Raw genomic sequence first — 20,340 nt, 5'->3', positions numbered from 1 at the left:
TATAGCGTTCGGGACAACCGGCCATCGGTCCTTCAATAGACATCTTCGACATATCTACCCTTCAATCTCATCTCGTTCACGGAAAGACCGGAGCCATCCAGAATGTGTTCCCACGCCCGCGCCACGCCGTTGGCCATGTCCCTGCCTCCGCACACCATGATCTGCGCTCCGCAGGCTACGAGTTCCCGAAGCGTTGGCGCGTCGGCCATGAGTCGCTCCTGCACGTAAATCTTCCGTACGGGGCACGAGAAGGCGGTCTTGAAAGCCGTCAGCCGGCGGTTCTGCGCCTTGAACATCGTCGACGATATAGCCCGTTACTCAGTGTTCGATCACTTCGGGTACCGAGCCGCGATTGAGCGCAATGACGGGAGTGCCGCACGCCATTGCCTCAATCATCACCAGGCCAAACGGCTCTGACCAGTCGATCGGAAACAGCAGCGCCCTCGCCCCTGACAGGAACGCTGGCTTCTGCGCTTCACTGATCTCACCGAGGAATTCAACGTGTGCCTGCGACAGCAGGGGTTCGATCGCGCTTCTGAAGTACGCCTCGTCCGCCTTGTCCACCTTGGCCGCAATTTTCAGCGGCAGCCCGCCTAGCGCTGCAATCTCAATGGCCAGATCGACGCGCTTTTCCGGACAGATACGTCCGAGGAACGCGAGATATTCCGGTTGCGGTTTCGGCTGCGGCATCAGCAGATTTTCGGGCAGGCCGTGATAGATCGTGCGGAGCCAGTTTGCCTGCGGTAGTGGCACGCGCTGCGAATCCGAAATCGATACCACCGGAGCCAGCGGGAACATGGGGAACACCGGATGTAGTTCCGGCAGATCGAGGCGTCCGTGCAGCGTCGACAGGAACGGCACGCCGAGTTCCGAAAACGTCGGGAAAGGCAGGTAACTCAGGTGGAAATGCAGCACGTCGAACTCGTGAGCGACGCGACGTACCTTTTCAAGCAATACTAGGTGAGGGGCGAAGGTGTCACTGATCGTCGGGTCGAGACGCAGCGCGTTCGGCCACGCCGGCACCAAATGCGCGGTTGTCTGTGAGTCGCCGCTTGCGAACAGGGTAACGTCGTGACCCAGATTAACCAGCGCTTCGGTAAGGTACGAAACCACGCGTTCCGTACTGCCATAGAATTTCGGCGGAACGGCCTCGTAGAGCGGGGCGACCTGTGCGATACGCATTTGTGAAACTCCCTTCAGACGAATCGCTCAGCAGCACCTCAGCACGACCGGTGGTGGACCGCCTGTCGGCTGGGCCGGGGGGCGCTCCACCGCCTTCACGCCACCGTCATTTTGCGGGCGCCGATCTGGCATGCAGCATTTGTACGATGTGTTGCCACTCCCCGCATGCGTCTCAAAAGCGGTCAAGTTTCCATTCGAGGCGTTAGCGCGCCCTCGCGACATGCGCCGGTCAGACCGGCTTCCGCCCGGAATCTTTTATGGCTTTCTTGACGTCGCCGACCTTCTTGCGCGCTTCGCCGACTGCTTGCTGGATATCGCCTTTGACTTCCTGTTTCGTGTCGCCGGTGGCCCGACCAATGGCTTCATTGATCTTGCCTTTTACCTTCTCCGCAGTGCCCTTGACCTGATCCTTGTTCATGATGAATCCTCCAGTGCGTAATTGATTTCGTGGATGATGTTGCTGTGCACCCCGAGCGCCCAATGATTACGGAGCCGCATATTTGAACTCGGGCAACGTTTTCAGAGAGTCTCTGGTACCGCCCCGAAGCAGCATCTGCCTGTCCGCGATCCGGAGGCTGCTAAATGGCACCGCCACCAGGTGCGTACCGAGTCCGAGGAACCCTCCGACCGAAAGAACGACGTAGGTCGTGCTATCCTTTGGATTGACGATCAGATCGTCAATTGTCCCGATTTTGTCCCTGTTTTCGTTGTAGACCGTCGCGCCAACGACCTTTGACGCCCGATAGCCCGATGCCAACTTAACCACGTCGACCCGGCTCGTCGTAATCGACTGTGCGGTGCCTGTGCACAGACGGTCCCGGTGGCGAGCGTGGCGACAACAATAGCCGCGGAAACAACCATCGCGAATTTCATATCAGCCTCGCTGAAGGAATTTGACGACACGCGAGGTGAGTTTCGCGCGTATTCGAGCCTCACTCCCCGCGTTTTTCACACACATGACGGACTGCTTAAGCGCATTTGAACACGCAGACCACCGCTCTTCAGGACGCGGAAGAGCAACCCCGCCTAACGACGTGCGCGGGACTGGATCGCGGAATGGCTTCGACACGTGATGGGAACTTCTACTGGTCTGACCCACTGCGATGCTGGAAGTATCGCCAAACCTTGCCTGTTACCGTTGATCCATGTCAATGATGCTGAATGCGTACCAGGCAGCGATGTCTGGTGCTGCTGGCTCCTCGCGAACGTGGCGCCGCCTTGAGTCACGGACGTCATGGTGAATCGGTCGGTGATGGGATGAACCGGGACCGGGATAAGGCCGGACGGGCACGAACTCGCCAACGCTACGGGTGTCGCCAGTTTGCTGGACCTGTCCTCTGCGCCAGAAGACTGGTTCGCTGTGCTGCGCGGCGGAAAGCTGCGTGCGCTCAATGAGCGTCAGACTGCCAATGAAACGGGCACGACTACGCCCGCCGGGTTGGAAATACCTGTGGCACCCTTCCCATTGACGGCTCGAGCTACGTCTTCAGTTGGATCGACGCATTACTGGAGAATGGCAACGAGCGGCGATCGCGCAGGCGCCAGCTCCGGCCTGGTTAGTGGCTCGCTAGACTGGGGAATGACCGGCCGTTTATGTCGCAGCGCACCGTCCACGCGGAGCTGATCTGTTGTGGCAACAGCCACTTGCCCACAACACGCGTTGTCCGGTGCCCTTCGTCCAAGCATCCTATCTTCGATTGAGTTGGATCAAGTCGGCAGCCGCAGGATGCGCTGAAAATTACTCATGTGACTCGTCCCCGGTTTCTGCCGTTCCGGCATATGAAGCACTGGACCGGGGGATCACACCACATGTGTATCAGACACGACGCACGCCAGTCGAGGAGAAACCAAATGAGTCTGGGAACCATTCTGCTAATTGTTCTGGTGCTACTGCTATTGGGCGCGTTTCCGACCTGGCCGCACAGCCGGAGTTGGGGATACGGTCCCTCCGGCATTCTCGGGGTTGTGCTGATAGTGGTGGTCGTTCTGCTCGTCCTGGGCAGGCTGTAGCAGCTGCGGACAGGAACGGCGGACTGAACACCACCGCGGTGTTCGCGACGAAGGACTCCCGGCGGCTTCGAGATCGGGTTAAGCCGTGAATTCAACTTCACCTGAGGAGCTGGACATGACACAACTTAATCGTTTTTCCGCATTTTTCCTGATGCTACTGCTGGCCTTTTTTATGGGTTGTGGCTCTACAGCTACGCATGAGGGGACTGGCGAGTACGTCGACGATTCCGTCATTACGACCAAGGTAAAGGCCGCGGTGCTGAATGAACCATCGCTCAAATCCGCCGAAATCAACGTAGAGACCTTCAAGGGTGTGGTGCAACTGAGCGGCTTCGTCCGTTCAGAGGCGGACATCAACCGGGCAGTCGAAGTCGCGCGCGGCGTGGCCGGCGTCAAGTCCGTCAAGAATGCCATGCGGCTCAAGTGATGTGTCAGGCACGGGTATTTGCAATGAGACTCGCGGAGCCGGACCGGCGGCCTCACTCGGTACACGCGACAGTCAGCGCCGCGCTTTTGCGTTTCGCGGGTTTCGGTGGTGTTAGCGCAGCGGTCCAGAAATAGTCCATTTCGCGTTTCGCGGCGGCTGTCGCTTGTGCCCGTGCCGATCCCGCCAAGGCATTTGCGCCACTTAGCCACATGCCGAAAAAGAGGTTCTTCATCCCCGGATTTTTCATGATTGGTGGATCGCAAGACCGGTCAAACCTGAAGCATCCTCATAAGCGCACCCAGGTCCCAGCCTTTCGCTGGCGCGTGGGGTCATAAAGTTGATCCTTGTCAAACTGCTGCGCGCGTCCGAAGCCTAATCTCAAATCACTCGATGACATGCTCGTATTCGGGAAAGCGATCAACACCAGCACTCGGCGAACACAACTGATTGGAGACTCGCGCAGCGGCTGGCACACGACTTTCAAATAAACGCCCCTGGCGTGGCGCTAGCGCTTGATTTGCTCGACGAGATAGACTCATTGCGCTCGCGTGTGAAGCGTCCTCGCGCAGGCTAGCCAGTCTGCACGTCCATTTTTTGATGCACTGCCGTCAGGCGGCCTGGAGTGATTTCGCTGGTCCTGAATTGCCTACGGTCTCTGTAGAGGGGGGCGGGGTCTCTGCGGCAGAAAGCGCCGGCAGATTGGCCTGCAAGGCCCGAGCAATATGGAGGGAAAGCCGGTAGCGGCTGAGGTCGCTAGGTCTGCCGCTGACGTCGTACGTGCTGTAACCCATCTGCGTCGTGCCATCATCAGAATAGTCGCCAGTGTCTGCAATGAGAAGACTGACGATAGTTTTGCCAACTTTTCCACTATCCCCAGGCATGCATAGTCGAATCCGCGCGAACAGATCGGGACAGTCGCGGGATCGGTCCAATACCTGCTCGTACACGGGCCAAAGCGTGAGACCGTGAAGCGTGACGGTAAAGCCGTGCTGATCGCTCAATGCCTTGTATGCGATACCTTTGAGTGCAAATTTCGGCTCCTCGCTGGGGGCCTCGAGCGCAAGTGCAAGAGCACGCACGGTGGCGTCGAGAGTCGTTGCGCGGTCCAGCAGAAATACAACTTCGTCGGTGCGTTGGAACATGGAAAGCTCCGTCTGAGTCGTGTGGTCTATAGAGGCGCGAGTGGGCAGTGAGTTTCGCTGAATTCATGGTACCGCCATGCGCCGAAAGAACAAGGCCAGGCGGTGCGCGGGCCAGATGAATTGCGCACCTTTACGCCAGTTGACCCCAGATTAGACCTCTCGTCCAAAGGGACGATTGATACAGATCAACCTGCCGAAAAGTTGACACTGTCCCATAGGTTTTTGTGCTCGCGGTGACGAGCCACTGACGGACGTCGGGGAGCAGCAGGGGTTTCGGCACATTCCGGACGTTGTCGAACGCCGAGTTGACGATTTTATAGTCGCGAAGTTGCGTCCATGGGAGCCATCCGCGATGGCCGAGCAGTTCGCCCGAGGAGGTTTGAGTAAAACGTTCCCTGCCGCCTCAGCGGCGTTTGCCGATTCGGGAATTCGAGATTCTTCTATCAAGTGTGCAGTCTGTCGCTCCCCTCTGGTGCCGCGCCTACCGAGACCCGACAGGTTTGCCTCGCAAGCCATACTGCATGTCGGGGAACAAGTCCAGTCGACGCGGCGAGATCGAGGCTGAGCCCGTACTGTTTGGCACCGCCCATTGCGTTGCGATCACGCTGGCGCGTTAATCAAGTCACACACGCCACTCGGGAGGTGCTCTGTAGGCGAACGCTTACAGAGCATGACGTTTGGCTACGTCACTCTCAGGCTGCTCTGATTTAATTTCACCTGCGTCCATCCAATAATAGTTTCACGGATCTGTAAAACAGTCTTCCGTCGCGGTTCAAGCGGATTTCGGGAGCACGCCATGAACACCAGCTGCATTACCTTGCGATCTCTTGTGGAAAAATGGCTTGCGCCTACGCTCTCGATGCCAGCGCGAGTAACGCAGATTGGTCGAGTGCTCGCGACGCACGCTCGTTATGTGCGACTGGAGGGTTGCACATCTGCCGGACCGCTGACGATCATATTCTTCAAGCATGACGACGGTTCGTGGGGTGTGTACCCACCTGTCCCTGCGTCACCCGCGATGTGTGGCCGTATCTTTGTAACCTGAGTCTGCCGTTAAGCTGCGTCGACCAGATGTCCGTTCCCGTTACGATGGCGCCGCCGAGCAGCCAGCGGAATTAATGAACTTCACAATCGGTCGACACATGCTGACTTGAGGGGACTTTCCCAGGCGCAGTCGGAGCGGAAAGCAAATTCACCGTGGTAGCAACACTTATCGCTGTAAGACGATTGGTTAGTGCGAGCTCGTGAAGCTTGTCTCCCTATTGCGCAACAAAACGATGCCAGTATCATCCGTCGTGGGGGGGCGACCGTTTCGCCAGATCGTTTGATGACGTGATCACCGCCTCGCTCGCCACCTGCCGGTTGACATCCATGTGGAATCCAGCACCTGCGACAAAATGCGCGTCGGCGGCGTATCGTAACCATTTATCCTGTCTACATGAGTGACGCAAGCGGAACACGATTTAGTGATCCGCCGTCACAAGGTGCCCGATCGCCCTTGATTCAAAGATTCAAATTGCGACTATTGGGTTGGTGACTACTCACCGCATGGTATCGCTGTGGAGACGAAAATGCTCAGTCCGCATGAGTTCGCGTCCTTAATACTTCTGAAGGAAACGCCGGATCGGGACGACCTGAACCCCGCCGATCTGGATGCGCTCCTGGAGTTTCAGTTCGTTTCGCTTGAGAAGCTGACATTGGGGCGTAGGTGCCTCAATCTCACAGATCAGGGATCTTTTTTCCTGAGAGCGGCGGCCCGGCAGACCTGAACCTATCCCTGCCTTGGTCGTTGCGTCTTGAACTGAACTACAAGCAGCAGGCGGAGGTTCCTTCGCATGAGGTTTTCGCGAATCGAACGTTGCAACGTCATCCGAAACGATCCGCAGAGAATGTTCCAAGACGCAGTTCGACTGCGACCGTTGTTTTGCTACCGCATCGCTGCCCTGGCTGGCAACACCGCATGTTTTGCGCAGTTGCTTAATACGACGAACGGCGGCGATATGTAAGTGCGCAACTTTGTGCGGTGCCGGTCATGGAGCGTCGATCGGGCGTTGGCACGTTATAGCGCTTGAAGACTCGGTTGGTACGATCGGCTCCAGACGCAGCGCGCCCCAGCCAAGCGGGGCAAACACATGTCCGCCCGCCAGTTCGACCAGTTCCACGAATTTCTCGAGCGACACGCCCGCAGCGATCCGGATCGGCGCGTTGCTGATGAAATTCTGCGTGCGCAGCCATGGTGCGTCGCCTCGATTGATCTCGTTCACGTTGCGTGCGCGGCCGTCGTATCCGGCGTCGGGCGGCAGCAACGGCCCGTCGAACGCGACGGTCAGAATCTGTTGCGCGGTGTCTTCGTAGGGCAGGCCCGCATGCCTCTCGAAGGGTGTACGCTCCCAGCCGTCGCCCCATTGCTGGTCAAGGGGCAAACGCGTGAAATAAGCCCACGGCGCACGCACGAAACAGAGCCCGTAAGCGTGACGGACGCCTTCCAGATCGGTTGTGAGTCCCATGGCGTTAGCTCCTTGAGGTGTCGGTGAAATCATTGCTTCACACGTCGTCGCCGGCGGCAAAAAGGCCGTGCTCCGGTTCTATCTGATCGGTGTCGATACATTGCACGTGCCAGTGGCCGGACATCAGGTCGCGGCCGCGTTCCGCGCACCATTGTGCACGTCCGGTCTCGCCCTCGAACGGCCCGTCGGAGTCGTTCAGATCGAGTCCTTCGAGCACGCAAACGGGCGCCCAGCCGTCCGGGCCGCACACAAGCGTATTGCCGCAATCCACATGCAGCACGCCCCATTCGGGCAGATCGAGGCCGTGGTGGCCTTCGCGCGACCATTGCCGGGTGTCCTTGTCGAGCCACAGGATTGCAAAGGCCATCGGATGGGCACGGTCGAATGTGTCGAGGTGGACAGTGAGGCGCATGAAGAATTCTCCGTAACATGCGGTCGTGTTCAATCGAATTGGACCGCGAAAGTCGTGACTTAACGATGGGTCATTGACTCAGGACCCATTGCACCAGCGTATGCGCATCCTCTGCCGACAACGGGCCGCCGCGATCAGGCGGCAACGGCATCGCCATGTCGCCCCAATGCGCCTTGCCGCCGAGGCGCAATTTGTGCTCAAGCATGAACTGTGCATCCGGCACATTGCGGTAGCGTTCAGCGATCTGCTGGAACGACGGCGCGAGGAACGGCGCATCGCGCGTGGGGCAGAACATGCAGTGTTGCTGATCGACCAGCGCGGTCGGCTCCGTCTCGGCGTGCGCAGCAGAGCCAGTCAGCACGAATACGGCACATGCCACCAGACAACTTCGGGATAGGGTGTTCATGGCACGCGCTCCTTTGCAAGGGGAATGAGTTCAGTGTAGAGGCGGTGACTTGCGTGCCGTTGACCTCGGTCAACCAGGACGCAAGCCGTGAATTTGACGTATCGCGCTTAGCCCCTATGCTGGTGACAGACGGGCGTCGCACAGGACGGGCAGCCCCGAAGTGTGGTGCACGAAGCGTAGGTGTGCAGACACGCCGCTCCAGCGTCATATCCTGCGCAACGAACCAGGTGATGGTCATGAAGATTCATTTTCCCGAAGAACATCCGGAGTATTGCGCGCGCGATCTCGTCGTCGCGTTTCCGGCTGAGGTGGATGGTGCGCGCGTGCAGTGCGCGATCACCGCCGAGGCCCTCGAAGATCATTTCGGCGCCGCTTCGCTGCGCGAAGACGATCTGATCGCGGCATTTAACTCCAACCGGCATCCGATCGAACACGCAGCAAGGCGACTGCTTAACGAGATCGGCGCCAAACCAGTGCTTATGCACAGCGGTTACTTCCGCTTTTGCGAGTGAATCCCGGAGGACGGCGGAGCGCAACGCTTCTTTCGATGCGTCACGCCAGCACGACGGCGGGTGCTAGCCGCTAGAACAAGTTCGAGGAGAATCCTATGCGTGCGATGGTATTCGACGGCAATGCGTCATTGCTGCGTGAACAGGAACTGCCAGATCCCGCGCCCGTTCCCGGCCAGATCTTGATCGATATTCACGCGTGCGGCGTGTGCCGCACCGATCTTCATCTGGTGGACCATGAACTCGAGCATCCCAAACAGCCTGTCATTCCGGGCCACGAAATCGTCGGCACGGTAGCCAGGCTCGGCGCGGGCGTGACGGGATTCGCCGTCGGCGACCGGGTGGGCGTGCCGTGGGTCGGCCACACCTGCGGGCATTGCCGCTACTGCCTGTCGGCGCGGGAAAATCTGTGCGACGAACCCGGCTTCACGGGCTATACGATCGACGGCGGTTACGCTGAGCGCACCGTCGCCGACAGCCGCTACTGCTTTCATCTGCCGGAGCAGTACACGGACTTCGAGGCGGCGCCGCTGCTATGCGCCGGTCTCATCGGCTATCGCACCTTGAGCATGACGGGCAACGCGCAGCGGATCGGCATCTACGGTTTCGGCGCCGCGGCGCATATCGTCGCGCAGGTTGCGCGTCATCAGCAACGCACAGTGTATGCGTTCACGCGCTCCGGCGATCACGCAGCCCAGCAACTCGCACTGCGTCTCGGCGCGGCGTGGGCGGGCAGCAGCGACGAGGCGCCGCCCGACGAACTCGATGCGGCATTGCTTTTCGCACCGATCGGTGCGCTCGTTCCGCAAGCATTGCAAGCGGTTGCGAAGGGTGGTGTGGTGGTCTGCGGTGGGATTCACATGAGCGATATTCCGTCGTTCCCTTACGCGTTTCTGTGGGGCGAGCGACGCGTGGTGTCGGTCGCGAATCTGACCCGCGATGACGGGCTCGCCTTCATGCGAATTGCAGCCGAGACGCGTCTCACGATTGAAACGACGAGTTATCCGCTGACGGAGGCCAATCAGGCCCTGAGCGATCTGCGCGATGGCAGGCTCACAGGTGCGGCAGTGCTCGCCGTCCGTTAGCCTGGTCGGGCCAGGCGGCCCGCGTCGCGTCACGATCGCGGTGTTTGCGGCCGGGCCGCGAGCCGAGAGCCGCGTCCGTATCAAACCCGCACAAGGCCTTCGTGATCGAGAATCCGGATGTCCTTGCCGTGCGTATCGAGCAGTCCGTCGCGCTGAAATTTTGAGAGCATCCGGCTGACCGTTTCGAGCTTGATTCCCAGATAGCTGCCGATTTCCTCACGCGTCATGCGCAGGTGAAATTCCGCCGGCGAATATCCGCGCATTCTCAGGCGGTCCGACAGATTCAGCAGGAATGTCGCCACCCGCTGCTCGGCGGACATCGTGCCGAGCAACATCATCTGCGATGACTCGCGCACGATCTCGCCGCCCATCATGCGGTGCACGTGTTGTTGAACGGCTTTGACTTCGCGGCACATGGCTTCGAGAAGATGGAAGGGGATGATGCAAACCTTGCTGTCTTCGAGTGCGACAGCATCGCAACTATGGTAGCCGGAGCAGACGCCGTCGAGGCCCAGCGAGTCGCCGGCGAGATGAAAGCCAGTGACCTGTTCGCGGCCGTCGCGATGCATGACGACGGTCTTGAATGAGCCGGCGCGTACGGCGTAGATGCTTTGAAACGAGTCGTTCGCGCGGTAAATCGTTTCGCCCTGTTTGATGGTTCGCGACGGGCAAATAAGCGATTCGATCCTTTGCAATTCTTCGGCTGTCAGGCCGTGCGGCATGCAGATCGAGCGCATCGAGCAGGTCGTGCAGCGCAGTGCGCCCTTGCGCGGCGCGCTTGCGTTTGCTGGTACTTGTCCGAGGTGCGGCGATCCTTGCGGACGGGCAAGCGCGGGCGAGATGGCGGGAGATGCGGCGACGTCAGACATGGTGTGCTCCTGATTGAAAGAGGGCGTGCGTGCGATGTTCGCCAGCGATCCGTTGGATCGTGTTTCGCGCGAGATCGAACTCGCCGGTCTTGTCGAAAAAGTAGTGGGCGCCGCCTTTCAGGCATGCGCGCCGAAACCAGGCGCCGGAATGATTCGTCAGCACCATGACAACCACATGCGGCATTCTTTGTGCAAGCAACCCGAGCAACTCCATGCCGGTGCCGCCGCTCAGATGCAACTCCGTCACGACCAGATCAGCCGTACCCTTGTCGATGCCCGCGAATGCCGCAGCAGGCTCCTCTGCTTCGCCGACGATCTCCACGCCGTCGAGTGCGCCGAGCAGCGCGGCCAGACGGCGCCGCACCAACACGGCATCGTCGACGAGAAAAACACGCAGCGCGCGGCGGTCAGGGCTTGAGTTCATGGCTCGAAGTATCGGCCGCGTTATCTCAAAATAAAATCAGCGCCGAATGAGCTTCGAGTAGGCAAGCGGGAAGGTGTGTAGGGAGTTTCCTACACGATGGCCAGGCGGATCGGGAAAATGCTGTGTGCGCTGCGTGTGTGTCAAGGTACAGACGAGGGGCGCGCGTTTTCCGGGTCACAGGGCGGCGGCACCCGCAAGCGGAAGGCTGCGAAGGCGCTCAGATGTCGTCCTCTTCGTCGCTGACCAGTTTGTGGCGCATCGCATAGCGCACCAGCGCCGCTTCGTGCGGCATCTGCATTTTTTCGAGGATGCGCGTCTTGTAAGTGCTGACGGTCTTGCTGCTCACACACAGTTCGGCCGCGATCTCGGTGATCGTTTGACCGGCTGCAATACGCTTCAGGACGTCGAATTCCCGATCCGACAGCCGTTGATGCGGCAGCTGATCGGTCGGTTCATTCAGGCTTTGCGCGAACCGCTCGGCCATCGCAAGGCTCACGTACACACCGCCGGCGGCGACCTTGGTTACGGCCGCCACCAATTCGGCGCTCGCGCTTTCCTTCGTCAGGTAGCCGGACGCGCCGGCTTTGAACGCACGCACCGCGTATTGCTGCTCGGCGTGCATGGTCAGCACCAGGATGCGCAGCGTCGGCTTTTCCTCCTTGATCTGCTTGATCAACTCGACGCCGTTGCGGCCGGGCATGGACAGATCGAGCACCAGCACGTCGGCTGCCCGCTCGCGGATCAGCGCGACGGTGCTGACGCTATCGTTTGCTTCGCCGGTCACTTCGAAGCCGCTCGTGCCCTGCAGGATATGGCGCAGGCCGTCGCGCACCAGCGCGTGGTCGTCGGCAATCAGGACGCGAGTCATGTTTGTATCTCCTGCATTTGCACGGTCTCCGCCGGAATGGTGACAGTCAACACAAAGCCCTTGCCGTGCGCGGTATGAATATCGACAGCCCCGCCGAGCATGTGCGCGCGTTCGCGAACGCCAAGCAAGCCGAAGGACTTGGCCGCCGGCTCGGCCGTGCGGTGCGCGCCCTGGCCATTGTCGGCGATGCTGAGCTCGAAGGCCTGATCTTTCGCCTGCAGGTTGAGTGTAACCAGCGTGGCGTCCGCATGGCGCGCAACGTTTGTCAGCGCCTCCTGCACGATCCGGAACAGCGCGGTGGCGCCTGCCGGGCTGAAGCGAGCGTCGCCGGTCTCGATTTGACGCTCCACGTCGATACCGTAGCGGTTGGTGAAGTCGTTGGCGAGCCATTCGATCGCTGGAATGAGCCCGAGGTCGTCGAGCATGACCGGCCGCAGATCCGCCGCGATGCGGCGTACCGAGGCCACGGTCGTATCGATCAACCGGCGCATGCCTTGCAACTGGTCGCGCACCGCCGCGCTAGCCGATGCATCCAGCGCCTGCTCGACCGCCGAGATATCCATTTTCAGCGCAGTAAGTTGCTGGCCAAGATCGTCGTGCAGTTCACGGGCGATGCGCGTTTTCTCGTCTTCGCGGATCTTCTGCAGATTGGCCGACAGTTCGCGCAGTTCCTCGCGCGCCTGACGTTGCGCGCGCTCCGCTTTGACGCGTTCCGTGATATCGCGCAGCATCACCGTGTAAAGCCGCGTATCGCCATCGCGAATCTGCGAGATCGAGGCCTCGAGCGGGAATTCCTCGCCGTTGGCGCGCAAGCCGGTTAGCACGCGTTGCTTGCCCATCTGCCGGTCAGACACGCCGGTCACGCCGAACTGGGCGACATGCTGCGCATGCGCCGCCCGAAACCGCTCCGGAACGAAGCGGGCGAGCGGGGCGCCTATCGCGTCCATGGCGGAGCAGCCGAAAATCTGTTCCGCCATGGGATTGAAGATGACCACCCGCTGCTGTTCGTCGATAGTGATAATCGCTTCCATCGACGAACGGATGATCGCCATCATGCGAGCCTCGTTCAAGGCGGACTGACTAATGCCTGCGTTTGTTTCGCTGTTTGCATGAGCACCATTTCGATGCGTGCGCACGAGCACAAACGCGCTCGTGGCGAGGAGAAAAGCGGCGGCGACGCAGATGAACAGCACGGGATCGAACCAGCGCCGTGCGGCCAGCATGACGGCCAGTGTCACGGCGAACACTGTCGCCGCTGCGAGAGCCGGCGGCGCCGCAAACGAGCCGGACAGCCCGCGCAAAGCGGCAGTGCGGGAAGGGGGCGTGTTACCACTGACGGGCATGTGCGCCTCTTTGGAAAGGCTGCGAACAAGGATTGGTCGCGTTGCCCGCCGACGCCCGTACGGCGGCGCGTCAGGCGGACACGTTTGTTCGGCGGCATCTGCACCTGGCGAACAACTGATTTGCGTTCATTTTCCGTGAAACGCCCGCTACATGCCAGTGCCGCCAGGCGGCGTGCTGTTGCGTGAGTGTGGACGCCCACGCACCGGGCCGGTTCCGGCGCCACTCAGTGCGACATCAGCACGGGCACGGTCATCGAGCGGAGAATCGTGCGCGTGGCGCCGCCCATCACCAGCTCGCGCCAGCGGGCGTGGCCGTAGGCACCCATCACCAGCAGATCGGCGCCGCTGTCGGCCACCTGTGACAGCAGCACCTCGCCGACCGAGCCGCCCGGTCCGGTTTCGATGTCGACGATTTCCACCTGCACGCCATGCCGTGCGAGCACGGTGGCCATGTCCGCGCCGGGGATACGGGCGCGCTCGAATTCGTGCACCCCGTTCACAGTAAGAATCGTCGTGCTGCTCGCCGTGCGCATGAACGGCAGCGCGTCGTGCACGGCGCGCGTCGCTTCGCGGCTGCCGTCCCACGCGACCAGGACCCGCCCGCCTGTCGACCTTTCATTGCTTGCATAAGGCACGAGCAACACCGGGCGGCCGCACGACAGAATGAGGTTTTCCGGAAAGAAGTCGCCGACATACGATTCCGGATCGTCCGGATTGTTCTGGCCTGCCACGATGAGGTCGGCGCAGCGGCCCGCACGCGGCACGGCGAGACTGGCGGGCTCGTCGATGGCGACCCATTCGCCCGGCACGTCGGCGCGCCGCAGTTCGGCGTGAAACAGCCGTTCGAGCGCCGCGCGCCGCTCCGCGCGCGTCTCTTCATGCTGCCGGTAATACTCCGCAGTCCCGGCCATGACATAGAGCGAGCGCGGGTCCGGGCTGAAGACGGCGAAGGCGCCGGTCAGATGTGCGCCGAACTGTTTGGCAAGACGCAGCCCGATTTCGAGCCGCGGATGGGCGTTCGGGCTGGTGTCGAGGTGGACAACGATGGTTTTGTAGCTCATGGCAGTCGCTCCTGGAAGGGACGGTGAAGCGCGGATAAGTGAGCTTGAGTCTAGGAACGATGGCGGCGGCCCCTTTGATGCAGATCAACGGCGGCTGTGGCGCCGCGCGGCTTTTCGTCAGCGTGCTGAAGCGTCATCTCGCGCATGACGAAGCGCTGCAGCGGGCCTGCTGATCCGCGTGCCGTGTCTAGCCCGGCAGCAGCATCATTACGGCGGCGGAGCCCATTACCACCGTCGCGATCGAGCCGAGCACGAGGAGCGGCCGACCCACGGTGAAGTCCCCCATCACCGCGCGCTTCGAGACGAGCAGCAGGATCACCACCATCAGCGGCACGGCGACCACGCCATTGATGACTGCGCTCCAGAACAGCGCCTTCATCGGACTGATCGACGAATACTGGATGGCCAGCGCAGCCAGCACGCTCACGGCGATGATGCCGTAGAAGCCGCGCGCATCGCGCGGCTTGCGCTCGAGTCCCTCCGGCCAGCCCATGGCTTCCGCCAACGCATAGGCGCCGGAGCCGGCCAGCACCGGCACCCCGATGAGTCCCACGCCGAGTATGCCGAGCGCGAACAGCAGATAGGCGAAGTCGCCGGCGAGCGGCCGTAGTGCGCTCGCCGCCTGAGCGGCCGTGGTGATGTCGGTCACACCGGCCACGTGCAGCGTCACGGCGGTCGCCAGCATGATGAAGTAGGCGGTGAGATCCGAGTAGAGCATGCCGCTCCACGTGTCCCAGCGGATGCGCTGCAGTTCCGCGCGCGCATGGCTGGCGTCGCTGACGAGCGGCGCGCTGTCCGTACGCGCGTGCAGGTCCTCGACTTCTTCCGAGGCCTGCCAGAAGAACAGATAGGGGCTGATCGTCGTGCCGAACACGGCGACTACCATCGCCGCCGCATTCGCATTCAGGGCGAAGTGCGGCCAGAACGTGCGCAGCGCCACGTCGCCCCACGGCACGTGGACGACGAACAGCACGGCAGCGTAGGCGAGTAGCGATACGGTCAGCCACTTCAGAAAACACACGTAACGATGATAAGGCACGAAGATCTGCAGCAGCAGCGTGGCGAACACGAAGCACACTGTCATGACGTGACGGTCGATGCCGATGACCAGTTGTGCGACTTCACCCATGGCCGCTACGTCGGCGGCAATGTTCAGCGTATTGGCCACCAGCAATAGCGACACCACGGCATACAGCACGGCGGGCGGAAACGCGCCCTTGATGTTCGCGGCCAGACCCTTGCCGGTCACGCGGCCGAGGTTGGCGCACATGGACTGGACGGCCGCCATCAATGGAAACGCGAGCGGCATGGTCCACAGCATGTTCAGGCCGAACTGCGCGCCGGCCTGAGAATAGGTGGCGATGCCGCTCGGATCGTCGTCGGCGACGCCCGTGATGAGGCCGGGTCCGAGCCGCGCAAGCGGATGTTCCTTGAGGCGCGCTAGAAGCGAGCCGCGGGGTTTTGGCGGTGTTCCGTCGAGATCCACGGCGTTCCTCTCAGCGTACGTGTGCCGTACGACCTGTCGGCGCGTCGGCACGAGGCGCGAAAAAACAGCAGCGCGCTTAGTGGCTGTGCAGAGCCGAAGCAGCGCCGTACACCACGCGAGGGTCGTACTGGCCTTTGTACACCGCCGGAGCCGAGCGATTCAACCCAAGCAGCGTGTACACCGCGGTCTGCGCGGAGCGCACCGAATATTCGACGGTGAACACGACGTCGTTCGGCAACTCGCAAAACTGCCCGACGAACGCGAGATTCGCCCAGCCCTCGGGTACCACGTTGGGCCTGTCGCCGCGTTTGCGCCGCAGGAACTGGCTGGTGATGAACGGCATGAGGCACGGAATGCAGATCGCGTCGTCGAGAATACGCGGCGCCTCCGCCTGAATGTGCAGATGGCCGAGTAGCTCGATCATGATTTCGCGCCCCGTGCATTCGATCATCGGCTTGCCGACGAAATTGCCAGGTCTGTCGACGAAGAGCCCATAGCCCCAGAACACCTCGACGTCCTTCGGCTGCCCTATGAAATGCGGCTGGTGCGGCAGGACGATCGAGGCGAGCCAATTCGATTGAGGAAACGTGATCAGTCCGCCTTCGCCTGGCACGTTGCCGGTCAGATCGCGGATCAGGCGGAACAGTGTTGGATCGTGCAACGTTGCGGTAAAGGAGAGCCATTTCGATTCGTCGACGTGATCGGCGAAAACGGATGGGTGGCCAAATTCGGCGCGTCCTGCCGCGATCGTTTTCCAGAGCGCCCACGCGCCGCTGCTGTCGTGATGATCGAGCACGGCAACGCGGTTCGTGCCGCCGAGGCTCGATCCTGCTGTCATCGAACCGAGCGTGACGATCACCTTATCGGCTTCACCCACCGGAACTTCAATGCGACGGTTGTCCTGTTCGCAGACTATACCCGCGACCCGGTTCAGTGCGCCGCTTTCGTCATATCGCAGATCGATGACCCGCGTGTTGGCGCGAAATCGCACGCCGCGTTCGTCGAGCCATTTGCGCAGCGGCCGCACCATCGAATCGTACTGGTTGTATACCGTGCGCATGATGCCGTGCAACTGGTTGAAGCCCGGCGTCATATGCGTGAAACGCAGCAGGTAGCGCCGGAATTCGACGGCGCTATGCCATGGCTGGAAAGCGAACGTCGTGCACCACATGATCCAGAAGTTGGTTTTGAAAAAAGCGGGCTCGAAGTGGTCGGAGATCCGGCTGTCGCCCAATAACGCTTCGGGTTCGAGAGAAAGACGGCCAAGCGTGAGCAGGTGCGTCTCCGCAAGTCCGTAAGGAGGCGCATTTTCGCGCTGGCCGTTGCGCACGAGGCGCGCTTTCGACGAAGTGCGAATCGTCTCGTTCCAGTCGAAGATTTCCTTGGTGACGCTGCTGCGGCCGTCGAGCGTGGGAATCGAATCGAACAGATCGTAGGTGCACAGATACTTGCTCTCGAGCATGCGACCGCCGCGCACGACGTAGCCTTCCTGCGGCGAGCCGTCGCCGTCGAGGCTGCCGCCCGGTTTGTCGAGTGCTTCGAAGATCGTGATCAGAGAGCCGGGCACATCGGCGTCGCGAATCAGGAAGGCCGCGGCGGAGAACGACGCAATACCGCCTCCCACAAGATAGAAATGCCCTGGTGCGATGTTTTCTTCCCGGGCCCGATCCGCGACCGGATGGCTGGCGGGATATTCGGAATTATTCATGGTGGGGTCCCCTGATGGCCGTGGAGGTGTTCCCTAGACCATACTCGCGCGGCAGGGACACCCGTTGAGTTGGATCAACGGAGCGCGACTGGACCCGCCAGCGCAGCGCAAGTAATGCGCGCGCTAGATAAGAGAGAAGACTGGCTTTACACGACCCACCAGGCGAGCGCTGCCGTGATCAGTACGACCGCCCACGACGGCAGTCGCCACCACCCGAGCAGTACGAGCGCCACGACGACTAGCGCGAAATCGCGTCCGGCATGCACTGCGCTGGTCCACACAGGGTCATACAGCGCGGCGAGCAGAATGCCGACCACGGCGGCATTGATGCCGGCCATGGCGCGGCGCATCGGCGCAAACGCACGCAACTCGCCCCACAAGGGCAGCGCCGCGCCGACCAGCAGGAACGAAGGCAGGAAGATCGCCACGGTGGCGATCAGTGCGCCCGTGATGCCCGCCGGATGTCCGCTGCTCGCGGCGCCGAGAAATGCGGCAAACGTAAAAAGCGGACCCGGGACCGCTTGGGCCGCGCCGTAGCCGGCCATGAAGGTGTTCGCGGGGACCCAGCCACGCGGCACGACGACTGCTTCCAGCAGCGGCAACACTACGTGTCCACCGCCGAATACCAGCGAACCGACCCGGTAGAACGCCGTGAACAGATCGAGCGGATAGCTGTGGAGATAGGCCGCGACCGCGGGCAGTCCGAACAGCAGCAGGGCGAAGGCCACGAGGCAAGCGAGCGCACCGGTTTTCGACCCTGGCATGCCGAGCGGCGCACGCGGCACCTCGGTCGACGACTTCAGAAACGCGGCGCCGGCAATCCCCGCAGCCATGATCGACGCGATCTGTCCATAGGCCGCGCCGAGCAGGATCACGGTGATCGCCGAGGCCGCCGCGATCGTCGCGCGTGCGCGGTCGGGGCAGAGCATGCGTCCCATCGACCAGACCGCCTGGACGACCACCGCGACCGCCGCAATCTTCAGCCCCCGCAGCAGATGAAGCGAAGCCGTATCCGACAGATGCGTGAAGCCGGACGCAAAAGCCACGAGCAAGAGTACCGACGGCAGGGTGAAGCCCAGCCAGGCCGCTACCGCACCGGCAATACCGCCGCGCAGGCGCCCGATTGCGATGCCGACCTGGCTGCTGCCGGGCCCCGGCAGAAACTGGCACAGCGCCACCACGTCGCTGAACGTATGTTCATCGAGCCAGCGGCGGCGCGTGACGAATTCGTCGCGAAAGTAGCCAAGGTGAGCCGCCGGGCCGCCGAACGAAGTCAGGCCGAGCCGCAAAAAAATACAGAAGAGGGTCCATGGCGAACTATGGGCCGATATGGCGAGTGACGTCTTTATATCCGCGTTGCGCATGGCAAGGCTCGTGCCGGTGATGCCGGGATGGGCTTCGAAAAATAGCACACGCCGGTCCGCACGGGGGCGATGTCGTGCGAACGCGCTCTCCTTCAGACTGCTGGCCGCGCCGTTGATGCAGGTCAATTGAGAGACGCCAATAGCGTCGACGATCTCTTGATCAACTCGCTCGCGCAGGGCTTCGGTAGTCGCGAGGGTCGACGGGTAAAACAGCACACGTGGAGGCAGTATGGGAATCGATATGCAGATTAACTATTTCGGGTTTGCGGCGTCCGCGCAAATCGAGTCCGAGGTGGCAGCGCAACTGGTGCGCCTCGAACGGTTCGGCAAAGCCATTTCTGGTTGCCATCTTGCGATTGAGGCCGTTCACGAACAGACACTGGATCACCCCATGTTCGACGCGCATCTCGACCTGGTCCTGCGCACGGGTGAACTGATTCCCCTCGAACATCGGCAGAATTTCGATCCCGACATCGCGGTGCGAGCCGCATTCGATGCGGCCGAACGGCTGCTCGAGCGCGGCTTCGCGCGCATCTGATTTTCGACGGTTCTTGCAACGTTGTCCCGGAGGCAGTCATGTACTCAAACATCGTGGTGGCCGTGGGCGGCAGCGAAGCCGCGAAGCGCGCCCTCTCCGAAGCAATCCAGCTCGCGAAGCTCTCTCGCGCCAAGTTGACGGCGGTTTACGTGCTGGATCCGTCGGCGGCTTTCGCGTACGTCTGCGATCCACAACTGCTGACCGACATCGCACGGCAAGTCGACATGAGCCTGCTGATTAGCGCGATCGCCCAGATGCGCGAGCTCAATAACGGGGGCAACACAGAGATCGTGGAGACGCAACGTATCGCCGACGACATCGCCAGCGCATCAATGCGCTGCGTGCAACGCCATCGCGCAGATCTGGTGGTAATGGGAACGCACGGACGCCGCGGTCTGCGACGCATGGTGATCGGCAGCGTGGCCGAGCGGTTCGTCCGCTATGCGACCTGCCCCGTCGTGCTGACTCGTGATCCGGCCGATACAGAGCACCATACATCGTCCTGACACGCATGTCGCGGCGCGAATATCAGGTCAGGTGTGTTCAGGTGCGTCACGGAAGAGCGGGCCTAGCGCGGTCCCGCCAAGAAATCGCCCGACGATCAGCCCGACACCGCAATTCGATATCAGGGTGGAAGCCGTCGACCCGTAGGTGCGTTCCGCACTCCATGCCACAGCCCTGTCCGAGATGGCTTATAGCGGCCCATTTAGACCTGCCACCAGGTGTCGCGTGCGCTGGCGGCGCTGCTGGCCCGAGCCTCCGGCGTCAACAAGCGCCGTCTGCAATACCCCTGATCACGCGTTGCGCAACTCTTCCTGAATCGTCAAGGTCACCGCAAGAGGTTCAGTCGCGGCGCCGGTCGGCAGTACCACGTGCCCATGGGTCTCGTTGATGATTTCCGCAGCGGACAGATAAAACGCCAGCAGCGCGGTGAGCATGCCCAGATACCCGCCGGCATGATGCAGCCATTCAAGCCCGGTCCATTCGCTCACGGCGAGC

Annotated in this window: 22 protein-coding genes and 3 pseudogenes; 8 read left to right on the top strand and 17 right to left on the bottom strand. The window is 61.4% G+C overall.

Features of this window, described 5'->3' with window-relative positions; translation table 11 throughout:
• Positions 1–32: 32 nt before the first annotated feature.
• From P0D80_RS44155 to P0D80_RS44140, 4 genes and pseudogenes are all read right to left on the bottom strand, one after another.
• Positions 33–284 (bottom strand): annotated as a pseudogene (locus tag P0D80_RS44155) (PepSY domain-containing protein); the annotation flags it as partial.
• Positions 285–321: 37 nt separating this feature from the next.
• Positions 322–1,182 (bottom strand): annotated as a pseudogene (locus P0D80_RS44150) (glycosyltransferase family 4 protein); the annotation flags it as partial.
• 229 nt (positions 1,183–1,411) lie between these two features.
• Positions 1,412–1,600, bottom strand: coding sequence for a CsbD family protein (locus P0D80_RS44145; protein ID WP_408293587.1), 189 nt, complete (start codon positions 1,598–1,600; stop codon positions 1,412–1,414).
• A gap of 66 nt (positions 1,601–1,666) precedes the next feature.
• The gene (locus tag P0D80_RS44140; protein WP_408293584.1) at positions 1,667–1,948 is read right to left on the bottom strand and encodes a PRC-barrel domain-containing protein; all 282 of its coding nucleotides are present in this window, start codon (positions 1,946–1,948) and stop codon (positions 1,667–1,669) included.
• Positions 1,949–3,033: 1,085 nt separating this feature from the next.
• Between P0D80_RS44140 and P0D80_RS44135 the strand changes: the two genes are divergently transcribed.
• The 3 genes from P0D80_RS44135 (at position 3,034) to P0D80_RS44125 (ending at position 4,193) form a co-directional block, all read left to right on the top strand.
• Positions 3,034–3,192, top strand: coding sequence for a DUF3309 family protein (locus P0D80_RS44135; protein ID WP_408293582.1), 159 nt, complete (start codon positions 3,034–3,036; stop codon positions 3,190–3,192).
• A gap of 115 nt (positions 3,193–3,307) precedes the next feature.
• Positions 3,308–3,619 carry a BON domain-containing protein gene (locus P0D80_RS44130; protein ID WP_408293579.1) on the top strand — a complete coding sequence of 104 codons (312 nt, stop codon included), beginning with the start codon at positions 3,308–3,310 and terminating at the stop codon, positions 3,617–3,619.
• A 403-nt stretch (positions 3,620–4,022) separates the two neighbouring features.
• Complete coding sequence (locus P0D80_RS44125) at positions 4,023–4,193, top strand: chaperone modulator CbpM (RefSeq protein ID WP_408293613.1); 171 nt, start codon at positions 4,023–4,025, stop codon at positions 4,191–4,193.
• A gap of 34 nt (positions 4,194–4,227) precedes the next feature.
• Here the strand turns inward: P0D80_RS44125 and P0D80_RS44120 are convergent, their stop codons facing one another.
• Positions 4,228–4,761: a hypothetical protein gene (locus P0D80_RS44120; RefSeq protein WP_408293576.1), complete on the bottom strand. Its 534-nt coding sequence runs from the start codon at positions 4,759–4,761 to the stop codon at positions 4,228–4,230.
• A 1,571-nt stretch (positions 4,762–6,332) separates the two neighbouring features.
• On the opposite strand from P0D80_RS44120, the gene P0D80_RS44115 reads away from it, so the two are divergent.
• Complete coding sequence (locus tag P0D80_RS44115) at positions 6,333–6,530, top strand: hypothetical protein (protein ID WP_408293573.1); 198 nt, start codon at positions 6,333–6,335, stop codon at positions 6,528–6,530.
• Between the two features lie 261 nt (positions 6,531–6,791).
• Here the strand turns inward: P0D80_RS44115 and P0D80_RS44110 are convergent, their stop codons facing one another.
• From P0D80_RS44110 to P0D80_RS44100, 3 genes are all read right to left on the bottom strand, one after another.
• Entirely contained in the window at positions 6,792–7,268 is a 477-nt protein-coding gene (locus P0D80_RS44110) for a hypothetical protein (RefSeq protein WP_408293570.1), read from the bottom strand.
• Between the two features lie 37 nt (positions 7,269–7,305).
• The gene (locus P0D80_RS44105; protein ID WP_408293567.1) at positions 7,306–7,680 is read right to left on the bottom strand and encodes a DUF3564 domain-containing protein; all 375 of its coding nucleotides are present in this window, start codon (positions 7,678–7,680) and stop codon (positions 7,306–7,308) included.
• A gap of 70 nt (positions 7,681–7,750) precedes the next feature.
• On the bottom strand, positions 7,751–8,086 hold the full coding sequence (locus P0D80_RS44100) for a c-type cytochrome (protein ID WP_408293564.1): 336 nt from the start codon (positions 8,084–8,086) through the stop codon (positions 7,751–7,753).
• A 227-nt stretch (positions 8,087–8,313) separates the two neighbouring features.
• Between P0D80_RS44100 and P0D80_RS44095 the strand changes: the two genes are divergently transcribed.
• Both P0D80_RS44095 and P0D80_RS44090 read left to right on the top strand, forming a co-directional pair.
• Complete coding sequence (locus P0D80_RS44095) at positions 8,314–8,598, top strand: DUF1488 family protein (RefSeq protein WP_408293610.1); 285 nt, start codon at positions 8,314–8,316, stop codon at positions 8,596–8,598.
• Between the two features lie 95 nt (positions 8,599–8,693).
• On the top strand, positions 8,694–9,680 hold the full coding sequence (locus tag P0D80_RS44090) for a zinc-dependent alcohol dehydrogenase family protein (protein ID WP_408293561.1): 987 nt from the start codon (positions 8,694–8,696) through the stop codon (positions 9,678–9,680).
• A gap of 80 nt (positions 9,681–9,760) precedes the next feature.
• Here the strand turns inward: P0D80_RS44090 and fnr are convergent, their stop codons facing one another.
• The 8 genes from fnr to chrA all read right to left on the bottom strand — a co-directional run bounded on the left by fnr (position 9,761) and on the right by chrA (position 18,803).
• Positions 9,761–10,549: a fumarate/nitrate reduction transcriptional regulator Fnr gene (gene fnr, locus P0D80_RS44085; RefSeq protein ID WP_408293558.1), complete on the bottom strand. Its 789-nt coding sequence runs from the start codon at positions 10,547–10,549 to the stop codon at positions 9,761–9,763.
• Entirely contained in the window at positions 10,542–10,973 is a 432-nt protein-coding gene (locus P0D80_RS44080; RefSeq protein WP_408293555.1) for a response regulator, read from the bottom strand. The genes fnr and P0D80_RS44080 overlap by 8 nt, the downstream gene beginning before the upstream one ends.
• 217 nt (positions 10,974–11,190) lie before the next feature.
• The gene (locus tag P0D80_RS44075; RefSeq protein WP_408255099.1) at positions 11,191–11,841 is read right to left on the bottom strand and encodes a response regulator; all 651 of its coding nucleotides are present in this window, start codon (positions 11,839–11,841) and stop codon (positions 11,191–11,193) included.
• Complete coding sequence (locus tag P0D80_RS44070; RefSeq protein WP_408293551.1) at positions 11,838–13,184, bottom strand: PAS domain-containing sensor histidine kinase; 1,347 nt, start codon at positions 13,182–13,184, stop codon at positions 11,838–11,840. Before P0D80_RS44070 ends, P0D80_RS44075 begins: the two co-directional genes overlap by 4 nt.
• A gap of 224 nt (positions 13,185–13,408) precedes the next feature.
• A complete protein-coding gene (locus P0D80_RS44065) occupies positions 13,409–14,245 on the bottom strand; it encodes a universal stress protein (protein ID WP_408293548.1) in 837 nt (278 codons plus the stop codon).
• A gap of 187 nt (positions 14,246–14,432) precedes the next feature.
• A complete protein-coding gene (locus P0D80_RS44060) occupies positions 14,433–15,731 on the bottom strand; it encodes an NRAMP family divalent metal transporter (protein ID WP_408293545.1) in 1,299 nt (432 codons plus the stop codon).
• A 76-nt stretch (positions 15,732–15,807) separates the two neighbouring features.
• Positions 15,808–17,439 (bottom strand): oleate hydratase, encoded by a 1,632-nt coding sequence (locus P0D80_RS44055; RefSeq protein WP_408293542.1) that lies wholly within the window; start codon positions 17,437–17,439, stop codon positions 15,808–15,810.
• 146 nt (positions 17,440–17,585) lie between these two features.
• Complete coding sequence (chrA, locus tag P0D80_RS44050; protein WP_408293607.1) at positions 17,586–18,803, bottom strand: chromate efflux transporter; 1,218 nt, start codon at positions 18,801–18,803, stop codon at positions 17,586–17,588.
• Between the two features lie 229 nt (positions 18,804–19,032).
• Here chrA and P0D80_RS44045 point away from each other — a divergent pair, with 229 nt between their 5' ends.
• Together P0D80_RS44045 and P0D80_RS44040 are read left to right on the top strand one after the other, a co-directional pair.
• Entirely contained in the window at positions 19,033–19,341 is a 309-nt protein-coding gene (locus P0D80_RS44045; protein ID WP_408293539.1) for a hypothetical protein, read from the top strand.
• A gap of 38 nt (positions 19,342–19,379) precedes the next feature.
• Positions 19,380–19,847 (top strand): universal stress protein, encoded by a 468-nt coding sequence (locus tag P0D80_RS44040; protein WP_408293537.1) that lies wholly within the window; start codon positions 19,380–19,382, stop codon positions 19,845–19,847.
• Between the two features lie 288 nt (positions 19,848–20,135).
• Here the strand turns inward: P0D80_RS44040 and P0D80_RS44035 are convergent.
• A pseudogene (locus P0D80_RS44035) lies at positions 20,136–20,340 on the bottom strand (acetate uptake transporter); the annotation flags it as partial.

This window comes from Paraburkholderia sp. RL17-373-BIF-A (genome assembly GCF_046030175.1).
Taxonomy (GTDB): Bacteria; Pseudomonadota; Gammaproteobacteria; order Burkholderiales; family Burkholderiaceae; genus Paraburkholderia.
This window is presented reverse-complemented; position numbering and strand designations above follow the sequence as displayed.

Bases quoted from the DNA above. Each gene is read 5' to 3' on its own strand.
- P0D80_RS44075 (WP_408255099.1), bottom strand. From the start codon at position 11,841: ATGACTCGCGTCCTGATTGCCGACGACCACGCGCTGGTGCGCGACGGC.
- P0D80_RS44045 (WP_408293539.1), top strand. From the start codon at position 19,033: ATGGGAATCGATATGCAGATTAACTATTTCGGGTTTGCGGCGTCCGCG.
- fnr (WP_408293558.1), bottom strand. From the start codon at position 10,549: ATGTCTGACGTCGCCGCATCTCCCGCCATCTCGCCCGCGCTTGCCCGT.
- chrA (WP_408293607.1), bottom strand. From the start codon at position 18,803: ATGCGCAACGCGGATATAAAGACGTCACTCGCCATATCGGCCCATAGT.
- P0D80_RS44130 (WP_408293579.1), top strand. From the start codon at position 3,308: ATGACACAACTTAATCGTTTTTCCGCATTTTTCCTGATGCTACTGCTG.
- P0D80_RS44090 (WP_408293561.1), top strand. From the start codon at position 8,694: ATGCGTGCGATGGTATTCGACGGCAATGCGTCATTGCTGCGTGAACAG.
- P0D80_RS44145 (WP_408293587.1), bottom strand. From the start codon at position 1,600: ATGAACAAGGATCAGGTCAAGGGCACTGCGGAGAAGGTAAAAGGCAAG.
- P0D80_RS44135 (WP_408293582.1), top strand. From the start codon at position 3,034: ATGAGTCTGGGAACCATTCTGCTAATTGTTCTGGTGCTACTGCTATTG.
- P0D80_RS44055 (WP_408293542.1), bottom strand. From the start codon at position 17,439: ATGAATAATTCCGAATATCCCGCCAGCCATCCGGTCGCGGATCGGGCC.
- P0D80_RS44080 (WP_408293555.1), bottom strand. From the start codon at position 10,973: ATGAACTCAAGCCCTGACCGCCGCGCGCTGCGTGTTTTTCTCGTCGAC.
- P0D80_RS44110 (WP_408293570.1), bottom strand. From the start codon at position 7,268: ATGGGACTCACAACCGATCTGGAAGGCGTCCGTCACGCTTACGGGCTC.
- P0D80_RS44100 (WP_408293564.1), bottom strand. From the start codon at position 8,086: ATGAACACCCTATCCCGAAGTTGTCTGGTGGCATGTGCCGTATTCGTG.
- P0D80_RS44070 (WP_408293551.1), bottom strand. From the start codon at position 13,184: ATGCCCGTCAGTGGTAACACGCCCCCTTCCCGCACTGCCGCTTTGCGC.
- P0D80_RS44115 (WP_408293573.1), top strand. From the start codon at position 6,333: ATGCTCAGTCCGCATGAGTTCGCGTCCTTAATACTTCTGAAGGAAACG.
- P0D80_RS44120 (WP_408293576.1), bottom strand. From the start codon at position 4,761: ATGTTCCAACGCACCGACGAAGTTGTATTTCTGCTGGACCGCGCAACG.
- P0D80_RS44065 (WP_408293548.1), bottom strand. From the start codon at position 14,245: ATGAGCTACAAAACCATCGTTGTCCACCTCGACACCAGCCCGAACGCC.
- P0D80_RS44105 (WP_408293567.1), bottom strand. From the start codon at position 7,680: ATGCGCCTCACTGTCCACCTCGACACATTCGACCGTGCCCATCCGATG.
- P0D80_RS44040 (WP_408293537.1), top strand. From the start codon at position 19,380: ATGTACTCAAACATCGTGGTGGCCGTGGGCGGCAGCGAAGCCGCGAAG.